Raw genomic sequence first — 19,858 nt, 5'->3', positions numbered from 1 at the left:
CCAAAACAAGGGGCACCGGGAACAACGGCTCAGCCGCCGCAGGCTACGCGTGGACGACGTCCTTCTCCTCCGCGAAGTGGCACGCCGACTCGTGCGCCGCAGGCGTGTCCGCGCCCTTGAAACGCTCAGGAATCGCCAGCAACGGCACCTCCTCCGCGCACTTGTCCTGCGCCTTCCAGCACCGCGTCCGGAAGCGGCACCCCGACGGCGGATTCGCCGGGGACGGCACGTCACCGGTGAGGATGATCCGCTCGCGATGGTCCCGGGCCTCCGGATCCGGCACGGGCACGGCCGACAGCAGCGCCTGGGTGTAGGGATGCGTCGGGTGCTCGTAGATCTGCTCGTCCGTGCCGATCTCGGCCATCTTGCCGAGGTACATCACACCCACCCGGTCCGAGATGTGCCGGACGATCGACAGGTCGTGGGCGATGAAGATGTAGGACAGGTTGAACTCGTCCTGCAGTCGCTCCATCAGGTTGATGACCTGCGCCTGGACGGACACGTCCAGGGCCGACACCGGCTCGTCGCAGATGATGATCTCGGGGTTGAGCGCCAGGCCGCGCGCGATGCCGATGCGCTGGCGCTGACCGCCCGAGAACTGGTGCGGGTAGCGGTTGATGTACTCGGGGTTGAGCCCGACGACGTCCAGCAGCTCCTGCACCTTGCGGCGCCGGTCGCCCTTCGGAGCCACCTCGGGGTGGATGTCGAAGGGCTCGCCGATGATGTCGCCCACCGTCATACGCGGGTTGAGCGAGGTGTACGGGTCCTGGAACACCATCTGGATGTTGCGGCGGACCGCCTTCAGCGCGCGCCCAGACAGCTTGGTGATGTCCTGGCCCTTGTAGAAGATCTCGCCCGCGGTCGCCTGCTCCAGGTTCATCAGGAGCTTGGCCACCGTCGACTTGCCGCAGCCGGACTCGCCCACGATGCCCAGGGTCTCGCCCTGGTGCAGGTCGAAGGAGACGCCGTCGACGGCCTTGACCGCGCCGACCTGCTTCTTGAACAGGATGCCCAGCGTCAGCGGGAAGTGCTTGACGAGGTTGCGCACCTGGAGGATGGGCTCGCCGCGGTCGACGGGCGCGTCCAAGGCGGTTACGGCCTCCGCCTCGGAGTGCACGTCCGCCACCTCGACCTCGGAGACGTTGGGCGTCGCGTCCTGCGGCTCGTCGTTCTTTTCGAGCTCAGCCATGGAGCGTCTCCTTCCAGAAGTGGCAGGCCGAGGCGCGGCCCGGCAGCTCGCCGCCGTCCTGCTCGGTGACCGGCAGCAGGGCCGGGACGTCCGTACGGCAGACGTCCTGGGCCTTGGGGCAGCGCGGGTTGAAGGCGCAGCCGGTCGGGATGCGCAGCAGGTTGGGCGGCAGGCCCTTGATCGCGTAGAGCTCCTGGCCCTTCTGGTCCAGGCGCGGGATCGAGTCCAGCAGACCGCGGGTGTAGGGGTGCGCGGGCCGCTTGTACAGCTCGTGCACCGGCGCGGTCTCGACGATCCGGCCCGCGTACATCACGGCGATCTTGTCCGCGACGTCGGCGACGACGCCGAGGTCGTGGGTGATCAGGATCAGACCCATGTTGTACTCGCGCTGCAACTCCGCGAGCAGGTCCATGACCTGGGCCTGCACGGTCACGTCGAGGGCCGTGGTCGGCTCGTCGGCGATGATCAGCTCCGGCTCCAGCGCGAGCGCCATGGCGATCATGATGCGCTGGCGCATACCGCCGGAGAACTGGTGCGGGTAGTCGTTCACCCGCGCCGCGGCGGCCGGGATCTTCACCCGGTCCATCAGCTCGATCGCCTTGGCCTTGGCGTCCTTCTTCGACATGCCGTGGTGGACACGGAACATCTCGCCGAGCTGGTAGCCCACGCTGAGCACCGGGTTGAGGGAGCTGAGCGCGTCCTGGAAGATCATGGCGATGCGCCGGCCGCGGATCTTGCGGCGGTCCTCGCCCGACATCTGGAGCATGTCCTGGCCGCGGAAGCGGATCTCGCCCTGCGGGATCTTCGCCGGCGGCATGTCGAGGATGCCCATGATGGCCTGCGCGGTCACCGACTTGCCGGAGCCCGACTCGCCGAGGACGGCGAGCGTCTCGCCCGAGCCGACGCTGTAGTTGACGCCGTTGACGGCCTTGACCACGCCCTCGCGGGTGTGGAACTCGACGTGCAGGTCACGCACTTCGAGCAGCGGGCCGTCGTCGCCCTCGCGCGGCGAGGGCACGGAAACTTCTTCGATGATGGTCACGTACGCCTCCCTCAGCGCATCTTCGGGTCGAGGGCGTTGCGGACGGCCTCACCAAGCATGATGAACGCCAACACGGTGATGATGAGCATGATCGACGGGTAGAGCATGATCCACTGTGCGACGCGGATCTGGTTGCCGCCGTCGGAGATGTCGTTGCCCCAGGACACGCCGTTCAGGCCGAGGCCCAGGTACGACAGGGTCGCCTCGGCGGAGATGTAGATGCCGAGCGAGATGGTGGCGACGACGATCACCGGGGCCAGCGTGTTCGGCAGGATGTGCCGGAACATGATGCGCGGCGTGCTCGCGCCCAGCGCCTGGGCGGCGTGCACGTAGTCGGACTGCTTGGTGGTGATCACCGCGCCGCGCATCACGCGGGCTATCTGGGTCCAGCCGAAGAAGCTCAGGGCGCCGATGACGACCCAAGTCGTGCGGTCCTGGAACGAGTTGAGGATGACCATCGTGCCGAGCAGGAACGGGATGCCGAAGAAGACGTCGGTCAGCCGGGACAGGACGGAGTCGACGATCCCACCGAAGTAGCCCGCGATCATTCCGATCAGACCGCCCGCGACGGTCACCGCGACGGTCGTACCGAAGCCGACCGCGATGGAGGCCCGGGCGCCGTAGATGACACGGGAGTACACGCTGCGGCCCTGCTGGTCGTAGCCCAGCCAGTCGGCGGAGAAGAAGTTGCCCAGCTTCGGCTTCTGCAGGAAGTGCTTGGCCAGGTCGCCGTGGTTCGGGTCGGCGCCGGTGTACCAGCCGGGGAAGAAGGTGATGGTCAGCAGCAGCAGGATCAGCACCGCGGAGACGATGAAGATCCAGCTGCGCCGCAGGTCCTGCCAGGCGTCGCCCCACAGACTGCGGGTCTTCTCCGGTTTGGGCTCCGGCAGGGAGCCTCCGGCCGCCGCGACGGCTGCGTCCTCGGCAGCGGCCTCGGGAACGGTCTTGGTGACGTCAGGCATAGCGAATCCTCGGGTCAAGGACCGCGTAAAGCAGGTCGACGAGCAGGTTGGCGAGGAGGTACACGAGGACCAGGATGGTCACGAGGCCCACGAGGGTCGTGCCCTCGCGGCGCACGATCGACTGGTAGATCGTGCCGCCGATGCCCTGGATGTTGAAGAGGCCCTCGGTGACGACCGCGCCGCCCATCAGGGCGCCGATGTCGGTACCGAGGTAAGTGACCACGGGGATCAGCGAGTTGCGCATCAGGTGGACGCCCACCACGCGGCGCCTGGGCAGGCCCTTCGCGACGGCCGTACGGATGTAGTCGGCGCGCAGGTTCTCGGCGATCGACGTACGGGTGAGCCGGGTGACGTACGCCAGGGACGCGGTCGCCAGCACGATGGCCGGCATCAGCAGCTCGTTGTAGTTCGTCGAGTCGTTGACGTTCGGCGGCAGCCAGTTCAGGTCGAAGGCGAAGACGACCTTGAGGATGTAGCCGAGGACGAACACCGGGACCGAGATCAGCAGCAGGGTGACCAGCAGGATCGCGTTGTCCGTGAAGCGTCCCGCGCGCAGGCCCGCGACGATGCCCAGGGCGACGCCGAAGACCATCTCGATGAGGAAGGCGAGGGCGGCCAGGCGGAGGGTGACGGGGAACGCGTCGCCGAGCACGTCCGTGACCGGACGTCCGCTGGCGATCTGGGTGCCGAAGTCGGCGTGCAGGATCATGTCCCGCATGTAGTGCCAGTACTGGACCAGGATCGGCTGGTCCAGGCCGTACTGATGTCTCAGTGCCGCGATCACCTGCGGGCTGCCGCCCTTGTCGCCGAAGAGCCCGCGCACGGGGTCACCGGGCAGGGCGTACACCATGAGGAAGATCAGCAGGGTTGTCCCGATGAAGACCGGGATCATCTGGAGCAGTCGTCGTGCGACGTAGCGCCCCATCGTGCCTCCATGTCAGTCACAGCGGCAGCCAACGGGCCCTTTCCCCGCGCACCGGTGATTGATGCACGTGGAAAGGGCCCCCCAGCCACTGCCGTTGCCCGGGGCGCGAGCAGCCGCGCCCCGGGTACGGGCTTGTGGTTACTTCTTCTTGACCTGAACGCCGGTCAGGATCGGGTCGCCGTCCTGGGCGTACTTGACGCCGGTGACGTTCTCCGAGTAGCCCGCGTTGACCTTGTAGTACCAGAGCGGAATGCTCGGCATGTAGTCCGGGAGCTGCTTCTCGATCGCCTGGTACTTCTTCTCCGACTCCTCCAGCGTGGGCGCGGCGTCGGCCGCGGCGATCTCGCTGTCGATCGTCTTGTTGGAGAAGCCGCCCTGGTTGCCGTCCGACTCGGTGCCGTACAGGTCGCGGATGAAGTTGGCGTTGAACGGGTAGTCCAGCACCCAGCCCGAGCGGTACAGCGACTTGACCTGGTGCGCGTCACGCGCGTTCAGGTCGGCCTGGAAATCGGCCTTCGAGTCGCCGGAGCACTTCACACCGGTGGCGTTGGTGATGGAGTTGCAGACCGCCTCCACCCACTCCTTGTGACCGCCGTCGGCGTTGTACTGGATGTAGATCTGGTTGCCCGGAACGCCGCCGCCCTCCTTGATGAGCGCCTTGGCCTTCGTCGGGTTGTACGTGGTGACGTCGCCGGCCGCGTTCGGCTGGTAGCCGAGAACGCCCTTGGCGACCCAGCCCGTTGCCGGCTCACGCGTGCCCTGCAGCACCGTCTTGGTGATGGTGTTGCGGTCGATGGCCATGGACAGACCCTGGATGACCTTGGGGTCGATGTCCTTCCACTGCTTGGTGTAGTAGGCCACGGCGATCGTCTGGATCGCGGAGTAGGCCTGGTCCACCGCGCGGTCGCCGAGGTCCGTCTTGTAGACCGGCAGGTCCTTGGGCGCGATCTGGCGCAGCACGTCGACGTTGCCGGACTTCAGGTCCTCGTACGCCGTCTCGAGGCTGGTGTAGTTCTTGAAGATCACACCGCCGTTCTTCGCGGCGTTCGGGCCCTTGTAGCCGTCGAACTTGGCAACCTCGATCTGCTTCTTGTGCTGCCAGCTGACGAACTTGTAGGGGCCGTTGCCGATCGGGTGCTCGCCGGCCGCCTTCGGGTCCTTGTAGAAGGACGCCGGCAGCGGGTCGAAGACCTCGTAGCCCAGCTTGTAGACGAAGTACGGCAGCGCCTTCGACAGCGTGATGGTGAAGGTGTTGTCGTCGACGACCTTCAGACCGGAGAGCGTGGTCGCCTTCGGCTTGCCCTTCGCCGGGGCGACGTCGTCGTAGCCCTGGATGTCGGAGAACCAGAAGCTGTTGGTCTGCTTGTTGGCCGGGTTCGCGGCCCAGTTCCACGCCTTGACGTAGGAGTCGGCGGTCACCGGGGTGCCGTCGTGGAACTTCCAGCCGGACTTCAGCTTGACCGTGAAGGTCTTGTTGTCCGTGGAGTCCACCGACTGGGCGTTGACCATGACGATCTTGCCGCTGGAGTCGTAGTCGACGAGACCCGAGAACAGCGAGCGGATGACGATGCTGCCGTTGGACTCCATGGTGTTCGCCGGCTGCAGCGGGTTCTGCGGCTCGCCGACCTCGATCGAGAACTTCCCGTTCGGGTCGACGGCGGCCTTGCTGTCACTGCCACTGTCGTCACCGCCACCGCCACACGCAGTGGCCCCCAGCGCCACAACCGCAGCTATCGCAACCCACTTGGCGCTCTTGGCACCACGCATGGGGCTCCTCCTCATGAGTCCATTGGTTCACCGCATGGAGGAGCACATGACACGTCACCGTCACCGGTGCCTGAAACGGTCAAGTGCCCCCGCGCTCGTGAGTCGGCGCCGTCTGCGACGCGTGACCCGTTGATCCGAGCTCTACGCGCCTAACTATCTGCCATGCGCCGTGGCCGAACCACACTGAAAAGGTCTCGGTTCGATCACACCTGACACGAACATCTTCCAAAATCCGGACAAACGGTTTGACGAAAGATCCCTGCGAAACGGACTTGTTACACACCTATCGGACCTGCATGTCCGTATACCGAACGCGAGCGGCATGAAAATTCGCTTGCGGATCCCAGTCCGCTGTGCATGGGCGCCCGACAGACCGCTTTCGGCCAACAGGCCTGTGTCTCAAGGCAGTTGGCGGGCTTCACAGCGGAGGGACAGTTCTCACCCTGGCAGAAGCCTAGTGCGGTTCGATCCGCCTTTGCGGAACCGGAACGAGAACTAGGGTTTTCCCTATTTCTTCCTGACACGGAGCACCTCCGCCCCAACGGAAAGCCGGGCACCCCGCGTTGCGGAGTGCCCGGCGCCGTCGTGGGACGGAAGCGGCTCGAATCAGCCGTGCTTGGCGCGGCTCGCGGCGCGGGCGCGGTCGCGGGCGTCCAGGCTCACCTTGCGGATGCGGACGGCCTCCGGGGTCACCTCGACGCACTCGTCGTCGCGGCAGAACTCCAGCGACTGCTCCAGCGAGAGCTTGCGCGGCGGGACGATCGACTCGGTCACATCGGCCGTGGACGACCGCATGTTGGTGAGCTTCTTCTCCTTGGTGATGTTGACGTCCATGTCGTCGGAGCGCGAGTTCTCGCCGACGATCATGCCCTCGTACACCTCGGTGCCGGGCTCGACGAACAGCACGCCGCGCTCCTGGAGGTTGGTCATCGCGAACGCGGTGACGGAACCGGAGCGGTCGGCCACCAGGGAGCCGTTGTTACGGGTCTGCAGGTTTCCGAACCAGGGCTCGTGGCCCTCGTGGATGGAGTGCCCGATGCCCGTACCGCGGGTCTGGGTCAGGAACTCGGTCCGGAAGCCGATGAGTCCGCGGGACGGCACCACGAACTCCATGCGCACCCAGCCCGAGCCGTGGTTGGACATGTTGTCCATCCGGCCCTTGCGGACGCCCATGAGCTGCGTGACGGCGCCCATGTGCTCCTCGGGCACGTCGATGGTCATGCGCTCGACGGGCTCGTACACCTTGCCGTCGACGTCCTTCGTCACGACCTGCGGCTTGCCGACCGTCAGCTCGTAGCCCTCCCGGCGCATGGTCTCGACGAGGATGGCGAGCGCGAGCTCACCACGGCCCTGGACCTCCCAGGCGTCCGGCCGCTCGGTCTCCAGGACGCGCAGCGAGACGTTGCCGACCAGCTCGCGGTCGAGGCGGTCCTTGACCTGACGGGCGGTCACCTTGCGGTCCTTGACGGCCGCCTTCGCGTCGGCGCCCTTGCCGGAGCCGCCGCGGCCCACCATCGGGGAGGTGTTGGTGCCGATGACCATGGAGATCGCGGGCTCGTCGACCGTGATCAGCGGCAGCGGGATCGGGTTCTCGGTGTCGGCCAGGGTCTCGCCGATCATGATGTCCGGGATACCGGCGACGGCACAGATGTCACCCGGGCCGGCCTTCTCGGCGGGCTTGCGGGTGAGCGCCTCGGTCATCATCAGCTCGGAGATGCGGACGTTGGCGATGGAGCCGTCCCGCTTGATCCACGCGACGGTCTGGCCCTTCCTGAGCTCGCCCTGCTCGACGCGGAGCAGCGCGATACGGCCGAGGAAGTTGTCGGCGTCCAGGTTGGTGACGTGGGCCTGGAGCGGGGCGGCCTCGTCGTAGGTCGGGGCCGGGATGTGCTCCAGGATCGTGGAGAAGAACGGCTCCAGGCTGTTGGAGTCGGCGGGCACGGTGCCGTTCTCCGGCTTGGTCAGCGAGGCGATGCCGTCACGGCCGCAGGCGTAGACGATCGGGAACTCGATCTGCTCCTCGTCCGCGTCCAGGTCGAGGAAGAGGTCGTACGTCTCGTTGACGACCTCGTCGATGCGGGAGTCCGGGCGGTCCGTCTTGTTGATGCACAGGATGACGGGCAGGCGCTGCTGGAGCGCCTTGCGCAGCACGAACCGGGTCTGCGGCAGCGGCCCCTCGGAGGCGTCGACGAGCAGCACCACACCGTCGACCATCGACAGACCACGCTCGACCTCGCCGCCGAAGTCGGCGTGGCCGGGAGTGTCGATGATGTTGATGGTGATGACGTCCCCGCCGTCCTTGGGGTGGTACTTCACCGCCGTGTTCTTGGCGAGGATCGTGATGCCCTTCTCACGCTCCAGGTCGTTCGAGTCCATCATGCGGTCGTCGACCGAGTCGAGCTGGTGGGCGGCGAAGGCACCGGCCTGCTTCAGCATTCCGTCGACGATGGTCGTCTTGCCGTGGTCGACGTGGGCGACGATGGCGACGTTGCGGATGTCGTGGCGCGTGGCCATGAAGGCGTACTCCTGGAGTGTGAGGAAGGCCTGCGCGTACGTCGGTGATACGCGGACCCTGCCGGGCTGAACATGCCACGGGCTCACCCCATGGTACGGGGCGATGGGATGAGGGGCCTCCTGGGGCCGCGGGGCGGACTCCCACGGGCGGGGTCAGGCGGCCTTCGTCGCCCTGGATCCGACCGGACACCTCTCCCGGGCGGCGGTGCGGCCGGTCGCCTGCGGCGCGGGGTCGTCGGCGCAGGACATGAAGCCGCTGCCGGTCGTCGTCCAGGTGCGTACATGCCCCTTGACCGGCTCGTCGCTCCCACAGGTGTACGTGAAGTCGGCGTCCACGAGACTGATCCAGCCCCAGGCGTAGTACGCGCCCTTCAGGTCCCCGATGTTCATCTCGAAGTAGTGGTCGTCCTCCGGGCCGTCCGTCTCGGACGGGCCCGCGAGCGGCTCCTCCACCTTCAGACGCGCGCCGAGCGCCTTGATCACGCCGGCCGCGCTCGCGCCCGAGGGGACGCTCGTCACCGTGGGCCGGTAGACGGTGTCGCCCACCGGTTTCAGGTGACTCGTATACGACGCCGTCTTCTTCTTGAAGAGGATGGGATCGGCGAGCGCGGTCAGCGTCTCCGTGTGCCGGATGCCCGACCAGGCGTACGTCCCCCGCGAGCAGGCCTTCGCCCCCTCGTCCTCGCTCTTGCCGCCGCCGCTGCACCCCACGAGCCCCGCCGCCAGCGCCATCGGGACCAGTACCGCCGCCCGGCTCCCCCGCCCGAAGGTACGCATTCCGCGCCCCCGCTCTCCCCCGTGCACGAACGCCCGGCGCCCGCACCATGATCGATACCGACCTCATGGTGCGGGCGCCGGGCGGACGACGCAAGCGTGTTCAGCCGGCCGACGACGCGCTCGCCGACGGCTTCGCCCCCTTCTTCAGGAAGCCCATGTCCTCGTACACCGGCGTCTGGAAGCCGAAGGCCCCGGCGTTCACCACGTCCTTCTTGGCCGCTGTCAGCTGTGGGCGCTGGTAGAGGGGGATCGAGCCGGCCGCCGCCCAGATGCGGGAGTCGGCCTTGCGGATGAGGTCCCGGCTCTCGTCGTCGTCCAGCGTGGCCATGGCCTGGTCGAACAGCTGGTCCACCTGGTCCGTGCCGACCCGCGTGTAGTTCTGCTCGACGTCCAGCGAACCGTCGGCCGCGGGAACCGGCTTCGCGTAGATCGGCCGGGCGTCGGTCGCCGGGAAGGCGGAGGCGGGCCACGAGTAGAGGGCGAGGTCGTACTGCCCGGCCGCGATGTGGTCCTTGAAGTAGCTGTCGTCGGACACCTTCACGATGTCCGTACGGATCCCGACCCGCGCCAGCATCCGGCCGATCCGGTCGGCCACCGTGCGCAGCGTCTCGGAGCCGGGCCCCGACGGGAGCACGAAGCGGAGGGTGAGCGGCTTGCCGTCCTTGGCCAGCTGCGCGGCCGCCGCCCCGCCCGGCGCCGCCGTGCCCTTGGGCGCGTACGCGCCCGGCGCCCCGCCCTGCTTGAGGTGCTTCTCGCCGTACTGCTTGCCGTCGGCGAGGTGCTTGGACCCGTCCTCGCCCTTGTGCTCGTGCTTCTTCTCGTGGTCCTTGGTGTCCTTGCCGTCGGCGCCCTCGCCCTTGTTGTCCTCGCCGACGATGTACGTCCCGTCGTCGCCGCCCTCGGACTCGTCGTCCGACTTCTTGCCCTTGGACCCGGCCGCCTTCTCGCCCTTCTTCTGCTCCTTGACCGGCCCGCCGGGCACCCACCCGGCGTCCGCGAGCAGCGCCTGCGCCTCCGCGGTGTCCTGGCCGCCGATCGCGCCGCTGTTGTCGGCGTAGTCCTCCTGGCCGGACAGCGCGAGGTGGCTGCCGACCGGCACCGCGGGCAGGCCGAGCGGCTTGAGCACGGCCTCGGCCAGGGCCTGCCGGTCGAGGGCACGGGCCACCGCGCGGCGGACGCGTTCGTCGGCGAGGGGGCCCTCGGAGCCGTTGAGGGCGAGCTGGGTGAAGGCCGGTTCGAGGGACTTGCGGACCACGAAGCCGCGCAGGGTCTCCTGCCGCTTCCGCAGCGTGGCGATCTTCCTGCGCTGCTCGGCGAGGGCGCGCACCTCCTCGTCGGCCGCGTCCTCGTCGGTGCCGTGCGCCAGCGCCCAGGAGCGCAGCGACTTCGCGGCGACCCGCCCGCCGCCGACGGAGCCCATCAGCGGGGAGGCGCCCTGGAGAGGGGTGTTCGTGCCGCTCCTCGCCCGGTCCGCGAGGGCGATGCGCTGGGCCGCTGACGGGTCGATCTCGGCCAGGTCGATCGTCCCGGCGGCCAGCGCGTCGGCCCGCTTGTCACGCGGTACGGACATCAGGTCGATCTCGGACAGCTTCGCGGGCCGGCCCCACCAGCGGGGGTTGCGGGCGAGGGTGACCTGGTCGTTCTTGCGGTCGACCTTCTTGAGCGCGAAGGGTCCCGCGGTGACCTTGAGCTTGCGGCGGGCGCCGTCGTTGAAGGAGTCGGGGGTGCCCATGACGTCCTTCGGGTACAGCGGCGAGAAGAGGGACTGCCAGTCGGCGTACGGGCGGGCGAAGGTGACCTTGACCTCCAGGTCGTTCGCCCCGCGCTCGATCTTCTCGATGCGGTCGTAGCCGGCGTTGCGGGCGGTCCAGTAGGCGCTGTCCTTGCCGGACAGGGCACGCCACTGGGCGGCGAAGTCGGCGGCGCCGATCTCCCGGCCGTCGCTCCACACGGCCTGCTGGTTCAGCTTGTATACGACGACCTGCTTGGGCTCGGTGTCGACGACCTTGGCGGACTCCAGGTAGTCGGCGTTGCGTACGGGCCTGCCGTTCGCGTCCATGCGGTACATCGACGGCAGCACGGCCTGCGCGATCCGGTTGGTGGCCGCGTCGGCGTCGGACTGGAAGGCGTTGAGCGTCTCGGGCACGTCGTCCACGGCCCAGCGCAGCGTGCCGCCGTCTTCGACGAGCTCTCGGGCGGCGGGGGCGATGTCCTGGGCGGCGAGGGGCTTGCCGGCGGGATCGTCCGAGCTGCAGGAGGCGAGCAGGGGGATGGCCAGCGCGCCGGCGGTGAGGAATGCGGCCGATCTAAGCGCTGCGCGGTCGGCCGTCGTTCGTCTGACGGTCCGATGTGGCTGGTCGCGCAGTTCCCCGCGCCCCTTGGGGGCGCTGCCGGAGCCGTCGTTCGACATGTTTGCCTACCTCCGGAGAGCCGGTCCCGCCCATTGCCGCGAATAGGGCTTCTGATCACATTTGGCGGTATTTTGGAGTTGATCAGATCTACGGCCCCACTGAAGAGGAAAGGGTTCGCCTACCGGGGGCGACACGGCGGCAGGGGCGGACAAGCCCACCCGTGCGGCGCAATGCCGACGCAATGCGCTCCCCGGCGCACACAGAGCGCATGCGGGCGTGCACTGGAGGCGTGCAATCCGCCAATCGCTGCACATCCCTTCCCACCGGCAGGTGTGACGCGCAACACTCGCAGGCGCATGAACGTTGCCGACCTAGGCCGCAAGGCCGACGGAAGTGAGGTCACGTCATGTCCGTGCACGACGACCTGACGTCAGTCCAGCGCTGCCTCGACGACCTGACCCGGTCGGTGAGCCGCCTGGAACAGCAGCTCGGCAGCGGCGGTCTGGACATGCGCCGCGTCCGGGCCGACGCCGATCACCTGCGGGAGAGCGTCCAGCTCCTGCGCGCGGCGGCGTCGCTCCAGGCCACGCCCGCCAAGCCCGAGCTGGTCACCATCCCCGACACCCCGTACGACCCCAAACTGTGGACGGACTCGGACGACGAGGGACTCGGCGCCCGCGACCGGCACGCCCCCTGACCCGAACCCCCGGAGCCTTCAGTTGGCCACTGGTACGGAACCCCATCCGAACAGCGGCGGCGTGAGAACCGGTACGCGCGCCGCGATCGACGCCCCACATCTGCGCACCGACCGCTGGTGGCTGGCCCCCGCCGCCACCGCGGCGGGACTGCTCGCCTTCATCGTCTACTCGACCTGGCGGGCGTTCGCCAACGCGGACTACTACTCGGCGCCGTACGTCTCCCCGTTCTACTCGCCGTGTCTGGCGGAGAACTGCAAGAACATGCCCTCGGGCCCCAACGCCGACGTCTTCGGCAGCTGGTGGGGCATCTCCCCGGCGATCATCATCCTGATCTTCCCGCTGGGCTTCCGACTGACCTGCTACTACTACCGCAAGGCCTACTACCGGGGCTTCTGGGCGTCCCCGCCGGCCTGCGCGGTGGCCGAGCCGCACAAGAAGTACTCGGGTGAGACGCGCTTCCCGCTGATCCTGCAGAACATCCACCGGTACTTCTTCTACGCGGCGATCGTGGTCGCGGGCATCCTGACGTACGACACCGTGCTGTCCTTCCGGGACACCGACGAGAACTGGGGCCACATGGGCCTCGGCACCCTCGTCTTCCTGGTCAACATCACGCTGATCTGGGCGTACACGATCTCCTGCCACTCCTGCCGGCACATCGTCGGCGGGAAGCTCAAACACTTCTCCAAACACCCCGTGCGCTACAAGGCATGGCAGTTCGTCGGGAAGCTGAACGCCCGTCACATGCTGCTGGCCTGGGCGTCGTTGGTGAGCGTGGCGCTCGCCGACTTCTACGTCTATCTGCTCGCGTCCGGTGCCTTCGACGATCCGCGCTTCTTCTGACTGAGATGAGTGGGGCCTAACTGATGTCCGTGGTCGACCGCCAGGAGTGGGACGTCGTCGTGGTCGGCGCCGGGGGCGCGGGCCTCCGGGCCGCCATCGAGGCGCGCGAACGAGGCGCCCGTACGGCCGTGATCTGCAAGTCGCTGTTCGGCAAGGCGCACACCGTGATGGCCGAGGGCGGCATCGCGGCGGCGATGGCGAACGCCAACGAGCACGACAACTGGCAGGTCCACTTCCGCGACACCATGCGCGGCGGCAAGTTCCTCAACCAGTGGCGGATGGCCGAGCTGCACGCCCAGGAGGCCCCGCAGCGGGTCTGGGAGCTGGAGACCTGGGGCGCCCTCTTCGACCGCACGAAGGACGGCCGCATCTCGCAGCGCAACTTCGGCGGCCACGAGTACCCGCGGCTCGCACACGTCGGCGACCGCACGGGCCTCGAACTGATCCGCACCCTCCAGCAGAAGATCGTGTCGCTCCAGCAGGAGGACAAGAAGGAGACCGGGGACTACGAGTCCCGTCTGAAGGTCTTTCAGGAGTGCACGGTCACAAGGATCTTGAAGGACGGAAGCCGGGTTTCCGGGGTCTTCGCGTACGAGCGTGAGACCGGCCGTTTCTTCGTCCTGGAGGCGCCTGCGGTCGTCATCGCCACCGGTGGCATCGGCAAGTCCTTCAAGGTGACGTCGAACTCGTGGGAGTACACCGGCGACGGGCACGCGCTGGCGCTGCTCGCGGGCGCTCCCCTGCTGAACATGGAGTTCGTGCAGTTCCACCCGACGGGGATGGTCTGGCCGCCGTCGGTGAAGGGGATTCTGGTCACCGAGTCGGTCCGCGGTGACGGGGGTGTGCTGCGGAACTCCGACGGCAAGCGGTTCATGTTCGACTACGTGCCCGACGTCTTCAAGGAGAAGTACGCCGAGTCGGAGGAGGAGGGCGACCGCTGGTACGAGGACCCGGACAACAACCGGCGGCCACCCGAGCTGCTGCCGCGTGACGAGGTCGCCCGCGCCATCAACTCCGAGGTGAAGGCGGGCCGCGGCTCCCCCCACGGCGGCGTGTTCCTGGACGTGTCGACGCGTATGCCGGCCGAGGTCATCCGGCGCCGACTGCCGTCCATGTACCACCAGTTCAAGGAGCTGGCGGACGTCGACATCACGGCGGAGGCGATGGAGGTCGGGCCGACCTGTCACTACGTGATGGGCGGTATCGCGGTCGAGTCCGACTCGGCGGCGGCGCGCGGGGTGCCTGGACTGTTCGCGGCCGGCGAGGTGGCCGGCGGTATGCACGGCTCCAACCGCCTCGGCGGCAACTCCCTCTCCGACCTGCTGGTGTTCGGGCGCCGGGCCGGCTGGCACGCGGCCGAGTACGCGAGCGGCCTCACGGACAGCCGCCCGCCGGTGGACGACGTCCAGGTCGACACCGCGGCGGCCGAGGCGCTGCGCCCCTTCTCCGCAGAGGGCCCCGCCCCGGGCGAGGACGACGGACGCCCGCCGGAGAACCCGTACACCCTCCACCAGGAACTCCAGCAGACCATGAACGACCTGGTCGGCATCATCCGCCGCGAGGGCGAGATGGAGCAGGCCCTGGAGAAGCTGGCGGATCTGCGGGTACGGGCGCGCCGGGCCGGTGTCGAGGGGCACCGCCAGTTCAACCCGGGCTGGCACCTCGCGCTCGACCTGCGGAACATGCTGCTGGTCAGCGAGTGCGTGGCGCGGGCGGCGCTGGAGCGCACCGAGTCGCGCGGCGGCCACACCCGCGAGGACCATCCGACGATGGAACGCAAGTGGCGCAACATCAACCTGCTGTGCCAACTGACCGACCCCACGGGCGGGTTGGCGGCCACGGACCCCGTCCGCGGCCAGATCGACCTCACCCGCGAGACCACCGAACCCATCCGCGCCGACCTGCTCGCTCTCTTCGAGAAGGAGGAGCTGGTCAAGTACCTCTCCGAAGAGGAGCTCTACGAGTGAGCAGCTACGAGGCCCGCTTCAAGGTGTGGCGGGGCGACGTCAAGGGCGGCGGCCTGGAGGACTTCGAGGTCGAGGTGAACGACGGCGAGGTGGTGCTCGACATCATCCACCGCCTCCAGGCGACCCAGGCCCCCGACCTCGCCGTCCGCTGGAACTGCAAGGCGGGCAAGTGCGGTTCGTGCTCGGCGGAGATCAACGGCCGCCCGCGCCTGATGTGCATGACCCGTATGTCGGTCTTCACCCGAGAGGAGACGATCACGGTCACTCCGCTCCGCGCCTTCCCGGTGGTACGGGACCTGGTGACCGACGTCGGCTTCAACTACACCAAGGCGCGGGAGGTTCCGGCGTTCGTGCCGCCGGAGGGGGTGGGTCCCGGCGAGTACCGGATGTTCCAGGAGGACGTGGACCGGTCGCAGGAGTTCCGGAAGTGCATCGAGTGCTTCCTGTGCCAGGACACCTGCCATGTCGTCCGCGACCACGAGGAGAACAAGCCCGCGTTCGCCGGCCCGCGCTTCCTGATGCGCGTGGCAGAACTGGACATGCACCCGCTGGACGCCGCCTCCGAGTCCGGCCTGGACCGCAAGAAGACCGCCCAGGACGAACACGGTCTCGGCTACTGCAACATCACCAAGTGCTGCACGGAGGTCTGCCCCGAGGGGATCCACATCACGGACAACGCGCTGATTCCCCTGAAGGAACGGGCCGTTGACCGCAAGTACGACCCGCTGGTGTGGCTGGGCTCGAAGATCATGAGAAGGCCGACAGGAGGCTGAGCGCCTGCCGGAGGTTGTACTCCGCGATTTCCCGGAACGTCACCCGGTCCGGGAAATCGCCGTCCAGCAGCCGCAACGGGCCCGCCACCAGGGACAGATGCATGGCCAGCCGGTAGAGCCGGAGCCGGTCCTCGTCCAGGTCCGGGACGCGCAGGGCTTCGTAGTGCTCCTGGAAGCGGAGCCGCAGGAACACGTGCTCCCACTCCACGTCGAAGTACAGCAGCCCCTCGATGTCGATGAGGGCCGGGTACCCGTCCGGCGTCAACAGGACGTGGTCCGGGCCGAGTTCGCCGTGGATGAGGGAGTACCGGGTGCGGGGGCGGACGGCTGTCGCCAATGCCCGTACGGCATCTGTGAGTTGATCGCGTGCCGCGGCCGCCCGTGGATCCCGTACGGCGATCTCCTCGATGTCGCGCAGGGCGCCCTCCGTGACGCGCTGTTCGCATGAACCGGCCGATGGGGTACCGCCGTTGTCGACGAGGGCGACCTTGCCGAAGGTCGGGCCCTCGTGGGCGTGCAGGCGGCCGAGCTGGGCCGCGAGCAGGTCCAGGGAGGCGCGGGCCGTGGGCGGGTCCCGGCGCAGGGTCTCCTCCAGGCTGCCGCCCGCCATGTCCTCGACGACCACCTGGCCGTCACCGGCGTACAGGAGGCGGGGTGTGCGGACGCCGGCCGCGGTCAGGCGGTCGTACACGGCCGTGAACAGGTCGAAACCGGTGCCGTGGGAGAAGGGGTCGCGGAGGTCGGGCGGGTCGGCGTCCCAGTAGTCCTCGTCGGGCGACCAGACGTAGGCGACGGCGGTGGTGTCGTCGTCGAGGGCGAGGCGGTAGGCGCCTTTCTTGCTGCCGCCGCGCAGGCGGGTGACGGTGGCGAGGGTGCGGCCGGTCGCCGCGCGGGCGAGAGGGGCGAGGTCGTCGCGGGTCAGGTGCTTGCGGGCGGCGGTCATCGGGGGATCGTCGCATCGCGCCCGGTGCGGCCGCAGCCGGATTTCGGCGGGCTCGTGTCACTCCTGTGTCGTCGGCGTGGGCAGCTCCACCGCGACGCGCAGGCCGCCGCCGGGGCGCGGTGTGAGGGTCAGTGTTCCGTCGTGCGCGTCGGTGATGGTCTTGACGATGGCCAGGCCGAGGCCGACGCCCGCGTGGTCGGTGTGGATGCGTGCGGTGCCGCGCCGGAAGGGTTCGGTGAGGGTGGAGGCCATCTGCGGGAGGAGCTTCTCGCCGGTGTTCTCGACCGTGAGCAGCACGGACTTGGGTCGGACGGCGGTGGTGACCCACACCGTGCCCTTCTCGGGCAGGTTGTGGACGATCGCGTTGTGGACGAGGTTCATGGTCAGCTGGAGCAGAAGGGCGGGTGATCCGGCCGTCGGCGTGATGTCGCCGGAGGTCTCGACGGTGACACCGTGCTTCTCCGCGAGCGGGAGGAGGGTCTCGGTGGCTTCCTCCGCCATGAGGGACAGGTCGACGCGTTCCCGGGTGAAGGACCGCTGCTCGGCGCGGCTGACCAGGAGCAGTGCCTCGGTGAGGTCGATCGCCCGGGTGTTGACGGCGTGGAGACGGTCGATGAGTTCGCCGGGGTCGCGCTTCGGGTCGGTGCGGGCCACCTCCAGGAGCGCCTTTGAGACCGCGAGCGGCGTGCGCAGTTCGTGGGAGGCGTTGGCCGCGAACCTCCGCTGCTCCTCGACGTGCGCTTCGAGCCGGGCGAGCATCGCGTCGAAGGCGTCGGCGAGTTCCCGGAACTCGTCCGTGCGGCCCGGCAGCCGGATGCGGTGGGAGAGCGACCCGTCGGCGGCCATGCGGGTGGCGTCCGTGATGCGGGTCAGGGGCGCGAGCATGCGCCCGGCGAGGATCCACCCGCCGACGAGACCGAACACGAGCAGGAACACCAGCACCGCGGCCGCCACCTGCCCGAAGGCCTGCTGGGTGTTGGAGCGCCCGGGAGCGAACGCCCCGCCGATACCGGACCTGGTGGCCCTGATCATCACGGAGTGCGGGAAGAGCTTCAGGAGGACCGACCACAGGGCGAGCACCGAGGCTCCGGCGAGCACCAGGAATCCGGCATAGCTGAGGGTCAGCTTGAAACGGACGCTCAGCCCGGGTGCCCTATCCACGCTCTCCCCCTTCGTGCCCGGCCGGCGGCTGGGTGTCGATGCGGTAGCCGACGCCCGGCACGGTGGCGATGATCCACGGCTCGCCCAGCCGTTTACGCAGGGCCGAGACGGTGATCCGCACGGCGTTGGTGAACGGGTCGGCGTTCGCGTCCCACGCCCGCTCCAGCAGCTCCTCGGCGCTGACGACCCCGCCCTCGGCGGCGACGAGGACTTCGAGCACCGCGAACTGCTTCCTGGTCAGCGCGACGTAACGGCCGTCCCGGTAGACCTCCCGGCGGAACGGGTCGAGGCGCAGCCCCGCGATCTCCCGCACGGGCGGCCTGCTGTGGCCGCGTCTGCGGTCGAGTGCGCGGAGCCTGAGCGCGAGCTCCTGGAGCTCGAAGGGTTTGGTGAGGTAGTCGTCGGCGCCGAGTTCGAAGCCGGAGGCCTTGTCGTCGAGGCGGTCGGCCGCGGTGAGCATGAGGATCGGCATGCCGCTGCCGGAGGCGACGATGCGTTTGGCGATCTCGTCACCGGACGGGCCGGGGATGTCCCGGTCGAGTACGGCGATGTCGTAGGCGTTGACGCCCAGCAGCTCCAGCGCGGTGTCGCCGTCCCCCGCGATGTCGGCCGCGATCGCCTCCAGGCGCAGACCGTCGCGGATGGCCTCCGCCAGGTAGGGCTCGTCCTCGACAATCAGCACACGCATGCTCCCGATGCTAGGAGCCCGCGTATATCGCGGGCATATCGAAAACCGCATACGGGACGGCAACACCCTGCCGTCTTGACTGGCAGCATGACTCGAACCCCGCCACCGGCCCGAACGTACGCCGCCCCCGCCCAGGCCCCGAGGGTGCAGCGGTGAGCGAAACAGTGACCGACCGTGCGCGGGGCGGAACGGCGACGCAGCCGGACACCGAGCAGGAGGTCGCAGGACCCCGGCGCGCGAGCCTCCGTCGGACGATCCGCGCCGCAGCCCGGCCGGGCCCCTGGAAACGCGGCCCGCTACTGGCCGCGGCGGCGCTGCTGCTCGGTCTGCTCATGCTGCTGCACGCGGAGATCCCGGACACCGGGGGCCTGGGCAGCCTGGTGGAGAGCGTGCTGCCGTGGTTCGGCCTGCTGTTCGTCCCGCTGCTGCTGGCCGGAGCCCTGTGGCGCCGCTCCGCCGCCGCGGGGCTCGCGCTGCTGCTGCCGGTGACCGTGTGGCTGAACCTCTTCGGCGGCCTGCTCACCGACAAGTCCCACGCGGGCGGCGACCTCGTCGTGGCCAGTCACAACGTCGGCGCCGACAACCCCGACCCGGCCGGTACCGCCCGCGCCCTGGCCGCCTCCGGCGCGGACGTGCTGGCGCTGGAGGAGCTGACCCCGCAGGCGACGGCCGCGTACGAGAAGGCGCTGGCGACCACGTACCGCTATCACACGGTCCAGGGCACGGTCGGGCTGTGGAGCAAGCTGCCGCTGTCGGACGCCCGGCCGGTCGAGATCGAGACGGACTACGGCCCGCTGGCGGCCACCAAGCCGGCGGCCGTCACTCTGGCCGACAACCGGGCGCTGCGCGCCACGGTGGCCACGGGCCGGGGCCCGCTGGCGGTGTACGTCGCCCACCTGGGATCCGTACGCCTGCTCCCCAGGACCGGTTTCTGGACGGAGAGCCGGGACCGCAACGCCAAGGCGCTCGCCAAGGCCGTCGCCGCCGAGCCGAACAAGCGGATGGTGCTGCTCGGCGACCTGAACGGCACCACCGACGACCGCGCCTTCACCGCCCTCACCGCACAGCTGGACTCGGCCCAGACCGAGGCCGGGGACGGCTTCGGCTTCACCTGGCCGGCGAAGTTCCCGATCGCGCGGATCGACCAGATCCTGGTCCGCGGAGTCCACCCGCAGAGCTGCTGGGTCCTGCCGGCCACGGCCAGCGACCACCGCCCGGTGGCGGCCGCCCTCAGCTGGTGACCCGACCCCCCCTCCGG

General features: G+C 68.9%; 16 protein-coding genes. 5 read left to right on the top strand and 11 right to left on the bottom strand.

Features of this window, described 5'->3' with window-relative positions; translation table 11 throughout:
- Positions 1-43 precede the first annotated feature (43 nt).
- From ABZ848_RS42610 to ABZ848_RS42575, 8 genes are all read right to left on the bottom strand, one after another.
- On the bottom strand, positions 44-1,189 hold the full coding sequence (locus ABZ848_RS42610; protein WP_360840817.1) for a dipeptide ABC transporter ATP-binding protein: 1,146 nt from the start codon (positions 1,187-1,189) through the stop codon (positions 44-46).
- Positions 1,182-2,231 carry an ABC transporter ATP-binding protein gene (locus ABZ848_RS42605; RefSeq protein WP_360840815.1) on the bottom strand — a complete coding sequence of 350 codons (1,050 nt, stop codon included), beginning with the start codon at positions 2,229-2,231 and terminating at the stop codon, positions 1,182-1,184. Before ABZ848_RS42605 ends, ABZ848_RS42610 begins: the two co-directional genes overlap by 8 nt.
- A gap of 11 nt (positions 2,232-2,242) precedes the next feature.
- Entirely contained in the window at positions 2,243-3,193 is a 951-nt protein-coding gene (locus tag ABZ848_RS42600; RefSeq protein WP_360840813.1) for an ABC transporter permease, read from the bottom strand.
- Positions 3,186-4,118, bottom strand: coding sequence for an ABC transporter permease (locus tag ABZ848_RS42595; RefSeq protein ID WP_360840811.1), 933 nt, complete (start codon positions 4,116-4,118; stop codon positions 3,186-3,188). Before ABZ848_RS42595 ends, ABZ848_RS42600 begins: the two co-directional genes overlap by 8 nt.
- 138 nt (positions 4,119-4,256) lie before the next feature.
- A complete protein-coding gene (locus ABZ848_RS42590) occupies positions 4,257-5,885 on the bottom strand; it encodes an ABC transporter substrate-binding protein (protein ID WP_360840809.1) in 1,629 nt (542 codons plus the stop codon).
- A gap of 606 nt (positions 5,886-6,491) precedes the next feature.
- The gene (gene typA, locus ABZ848_RS42585; RefSeq protein ID WP_360840808.1) at positions 6,492-8,399 is read right to left on the bottom strand and encodes a translational GTPase TypA; all 1,908 of its coding nucleotides are present in this window, start codon (positions 8,397-8,399) and stop codon (positions 6,492-6,494) included.
- Positions 8,400-8,552: 153 nt separating this feature from the next.
- Positions 8,553-9,176 (bottom strand): hypothetical protein, encoded by a 624-nt coding sequence (locus ABZ848_RS42580; protein WP_360840806.1) that lies wholly within the window; start codon positions 9,174-9,176, stop codon positions 8,553-8,555.
- 100 nt (positions 9,177-9,276) lie between these two features.
- A complete protein-coding gene (locus ABZ848_RS42575; RefSeq protein WP_360840804.1) occupies positions 9,277-11,586 on the bottom strand; it encodes an ABC transporter family substrate-binding protein in 2,310 nt (769 codons plus the stop codon).
- A gap of 347 nt (positions 11,587-11,933) precedes the next feature.
- Here ABZ848_RS42575 and ABZ848_RS42570 point away from each other — a divergent pair, with 347 nt between their 5' ends.
- From ABZ848_RS42570 to ABZ848_RS42555, 4 genes are read left to right on the top strand one after another with little or no spacing between them, the layout of a single operon-like run.
- A complete protein-coding gene (locus ABZ848_RS42570) occupies positions 11,934-12,224 on the top strand; it encodes a hypothetical protein (protein ID WP_360840803.1) in 291 nt (96 codons plus the stop codon).
- A 22-nt stretch (positions 12,225-12,246) separates the two neighbouring features.
- A complete protein-coding gene (locus ABZ848_RS42565) occupies positions 12,247-13,068 on the top strand; it encodes a hypothetical protein (RefSeq protein ID WP_360840802.1) in 822 nt (273 codons plus the stop codon).
- 23 nt (positions 13,069-13,091) lie between these two features.
- Positions 13,092-15,035 (top strand): fumarate reductase/succinate dehydrogenase flavoprotein subunit, encoded by a 1,944-nt coding sequence (locus tag ABZ848_RS42560; protein ID WP_360840800.1) that lies wholly within the window; start codon positions 13,092-13,094, stop codon positions 15,033-15,035.
- A complete protein-coding gene (locus tag ABZ848_RS42555; RefSeq protein WP_360840798.1) occupies positions 15,032-15,808 on the top strand; it encodes a succinate dehydrogenase/fumarate reductase iron-sulfur subunit in 777 nt (258 codons plus the stop codon). The genes ABZ848_RS42560 and ABZ848_RS42555 overlap by 4 nt, the downstream gene beginning before the upstream one ends.
- On the opposite strand, the gene ABZ848_RS42550 is transcribed toward ABZ848_RS42555, so the two are convergent.
- The 3 genes from ABZ848_RS42550 to ABZ848_RS42540 are packed head-to-tail and all read right to left on the bottom strand — an operon-like array spanning position 15,783 to position 18,600.
- Positions 15,783-16,751 carry a phosphotransferase gene (locus ABZ848_RS42550; RefSeq protein ID WP_360840796.1) on the bottom strand — a complete coding sequence of 323 codons (969 nt, stop codon included), beginning with the start codon at positions 16,749-16,751 and terminating at the stop codon, positions 15,783-15,785. The genes ABZ848_RS42555 and ABZ848_RS42550 overlap by 26 nt on opposite strands.
- A gap of 57 nt (positions 16,752-16,808) precedes the next feature.
- The gene (locus ABZ848_RS42545) at positions 16,809-17,912 is read right to left on the bottom strand and encodes a HAMP domain-containing sensor histidine kinase (protein ID WP_360840794.1); all 1,104 of its coding nucleotides are present in this window, start codon (positions 17,910-17,912) and stop codon (positions 16,809-16,811) included.
- Complete coding sequence (locus ABZ848_RS42540) at positions 17,905-18,600, bottom strand: response regulator transcription factor (protein WP_360840792.1); 696 nt, start codon at positions 18,598-18,600, stop codon at positions 17,905-17,907. The genes ABZ848_RS42545 and ABZ848_RS42540 overlap by 8 nt, the downstream gene beginning before the upstream one ends.
- A gap of 254 nt (positions 18,601-18,854) precedes the next feature.
- Between ABZ848_RS42540 and ABZ848_RS42535 the strand changes: the two genes are divergently transcribed.
- Positions 18,855-19,841 carry an endonuclease/exonuclease/phosphatase family protein gene (locus tag ABZ848_RS42535; protein WP_360840889.1) on the top strand — a complete coding sequence of 329 codons (987 nt, stop codon included), beginning with the start codon at positions 18,855-18,857 and terminating at the stop codon, positions 19,839-19,841.
- Positions 19,842-19,858 lie beyond the last annotated feature (17 nt).

This window comes from Streptomyces sp. NPDC047081, from assembly GCF_040643775.1.
Taxonomy (GTDB): Bacteria; Actinomycetota; Actinomycetes; order Streptomycetales; family Streptomycetaceae; genus Streptomyces.
The sequence above is the reverse complement of the archived record's forward strand: the minus strand, read 5'-3'. Positions and strand labels throughout refer to the sequence as shown.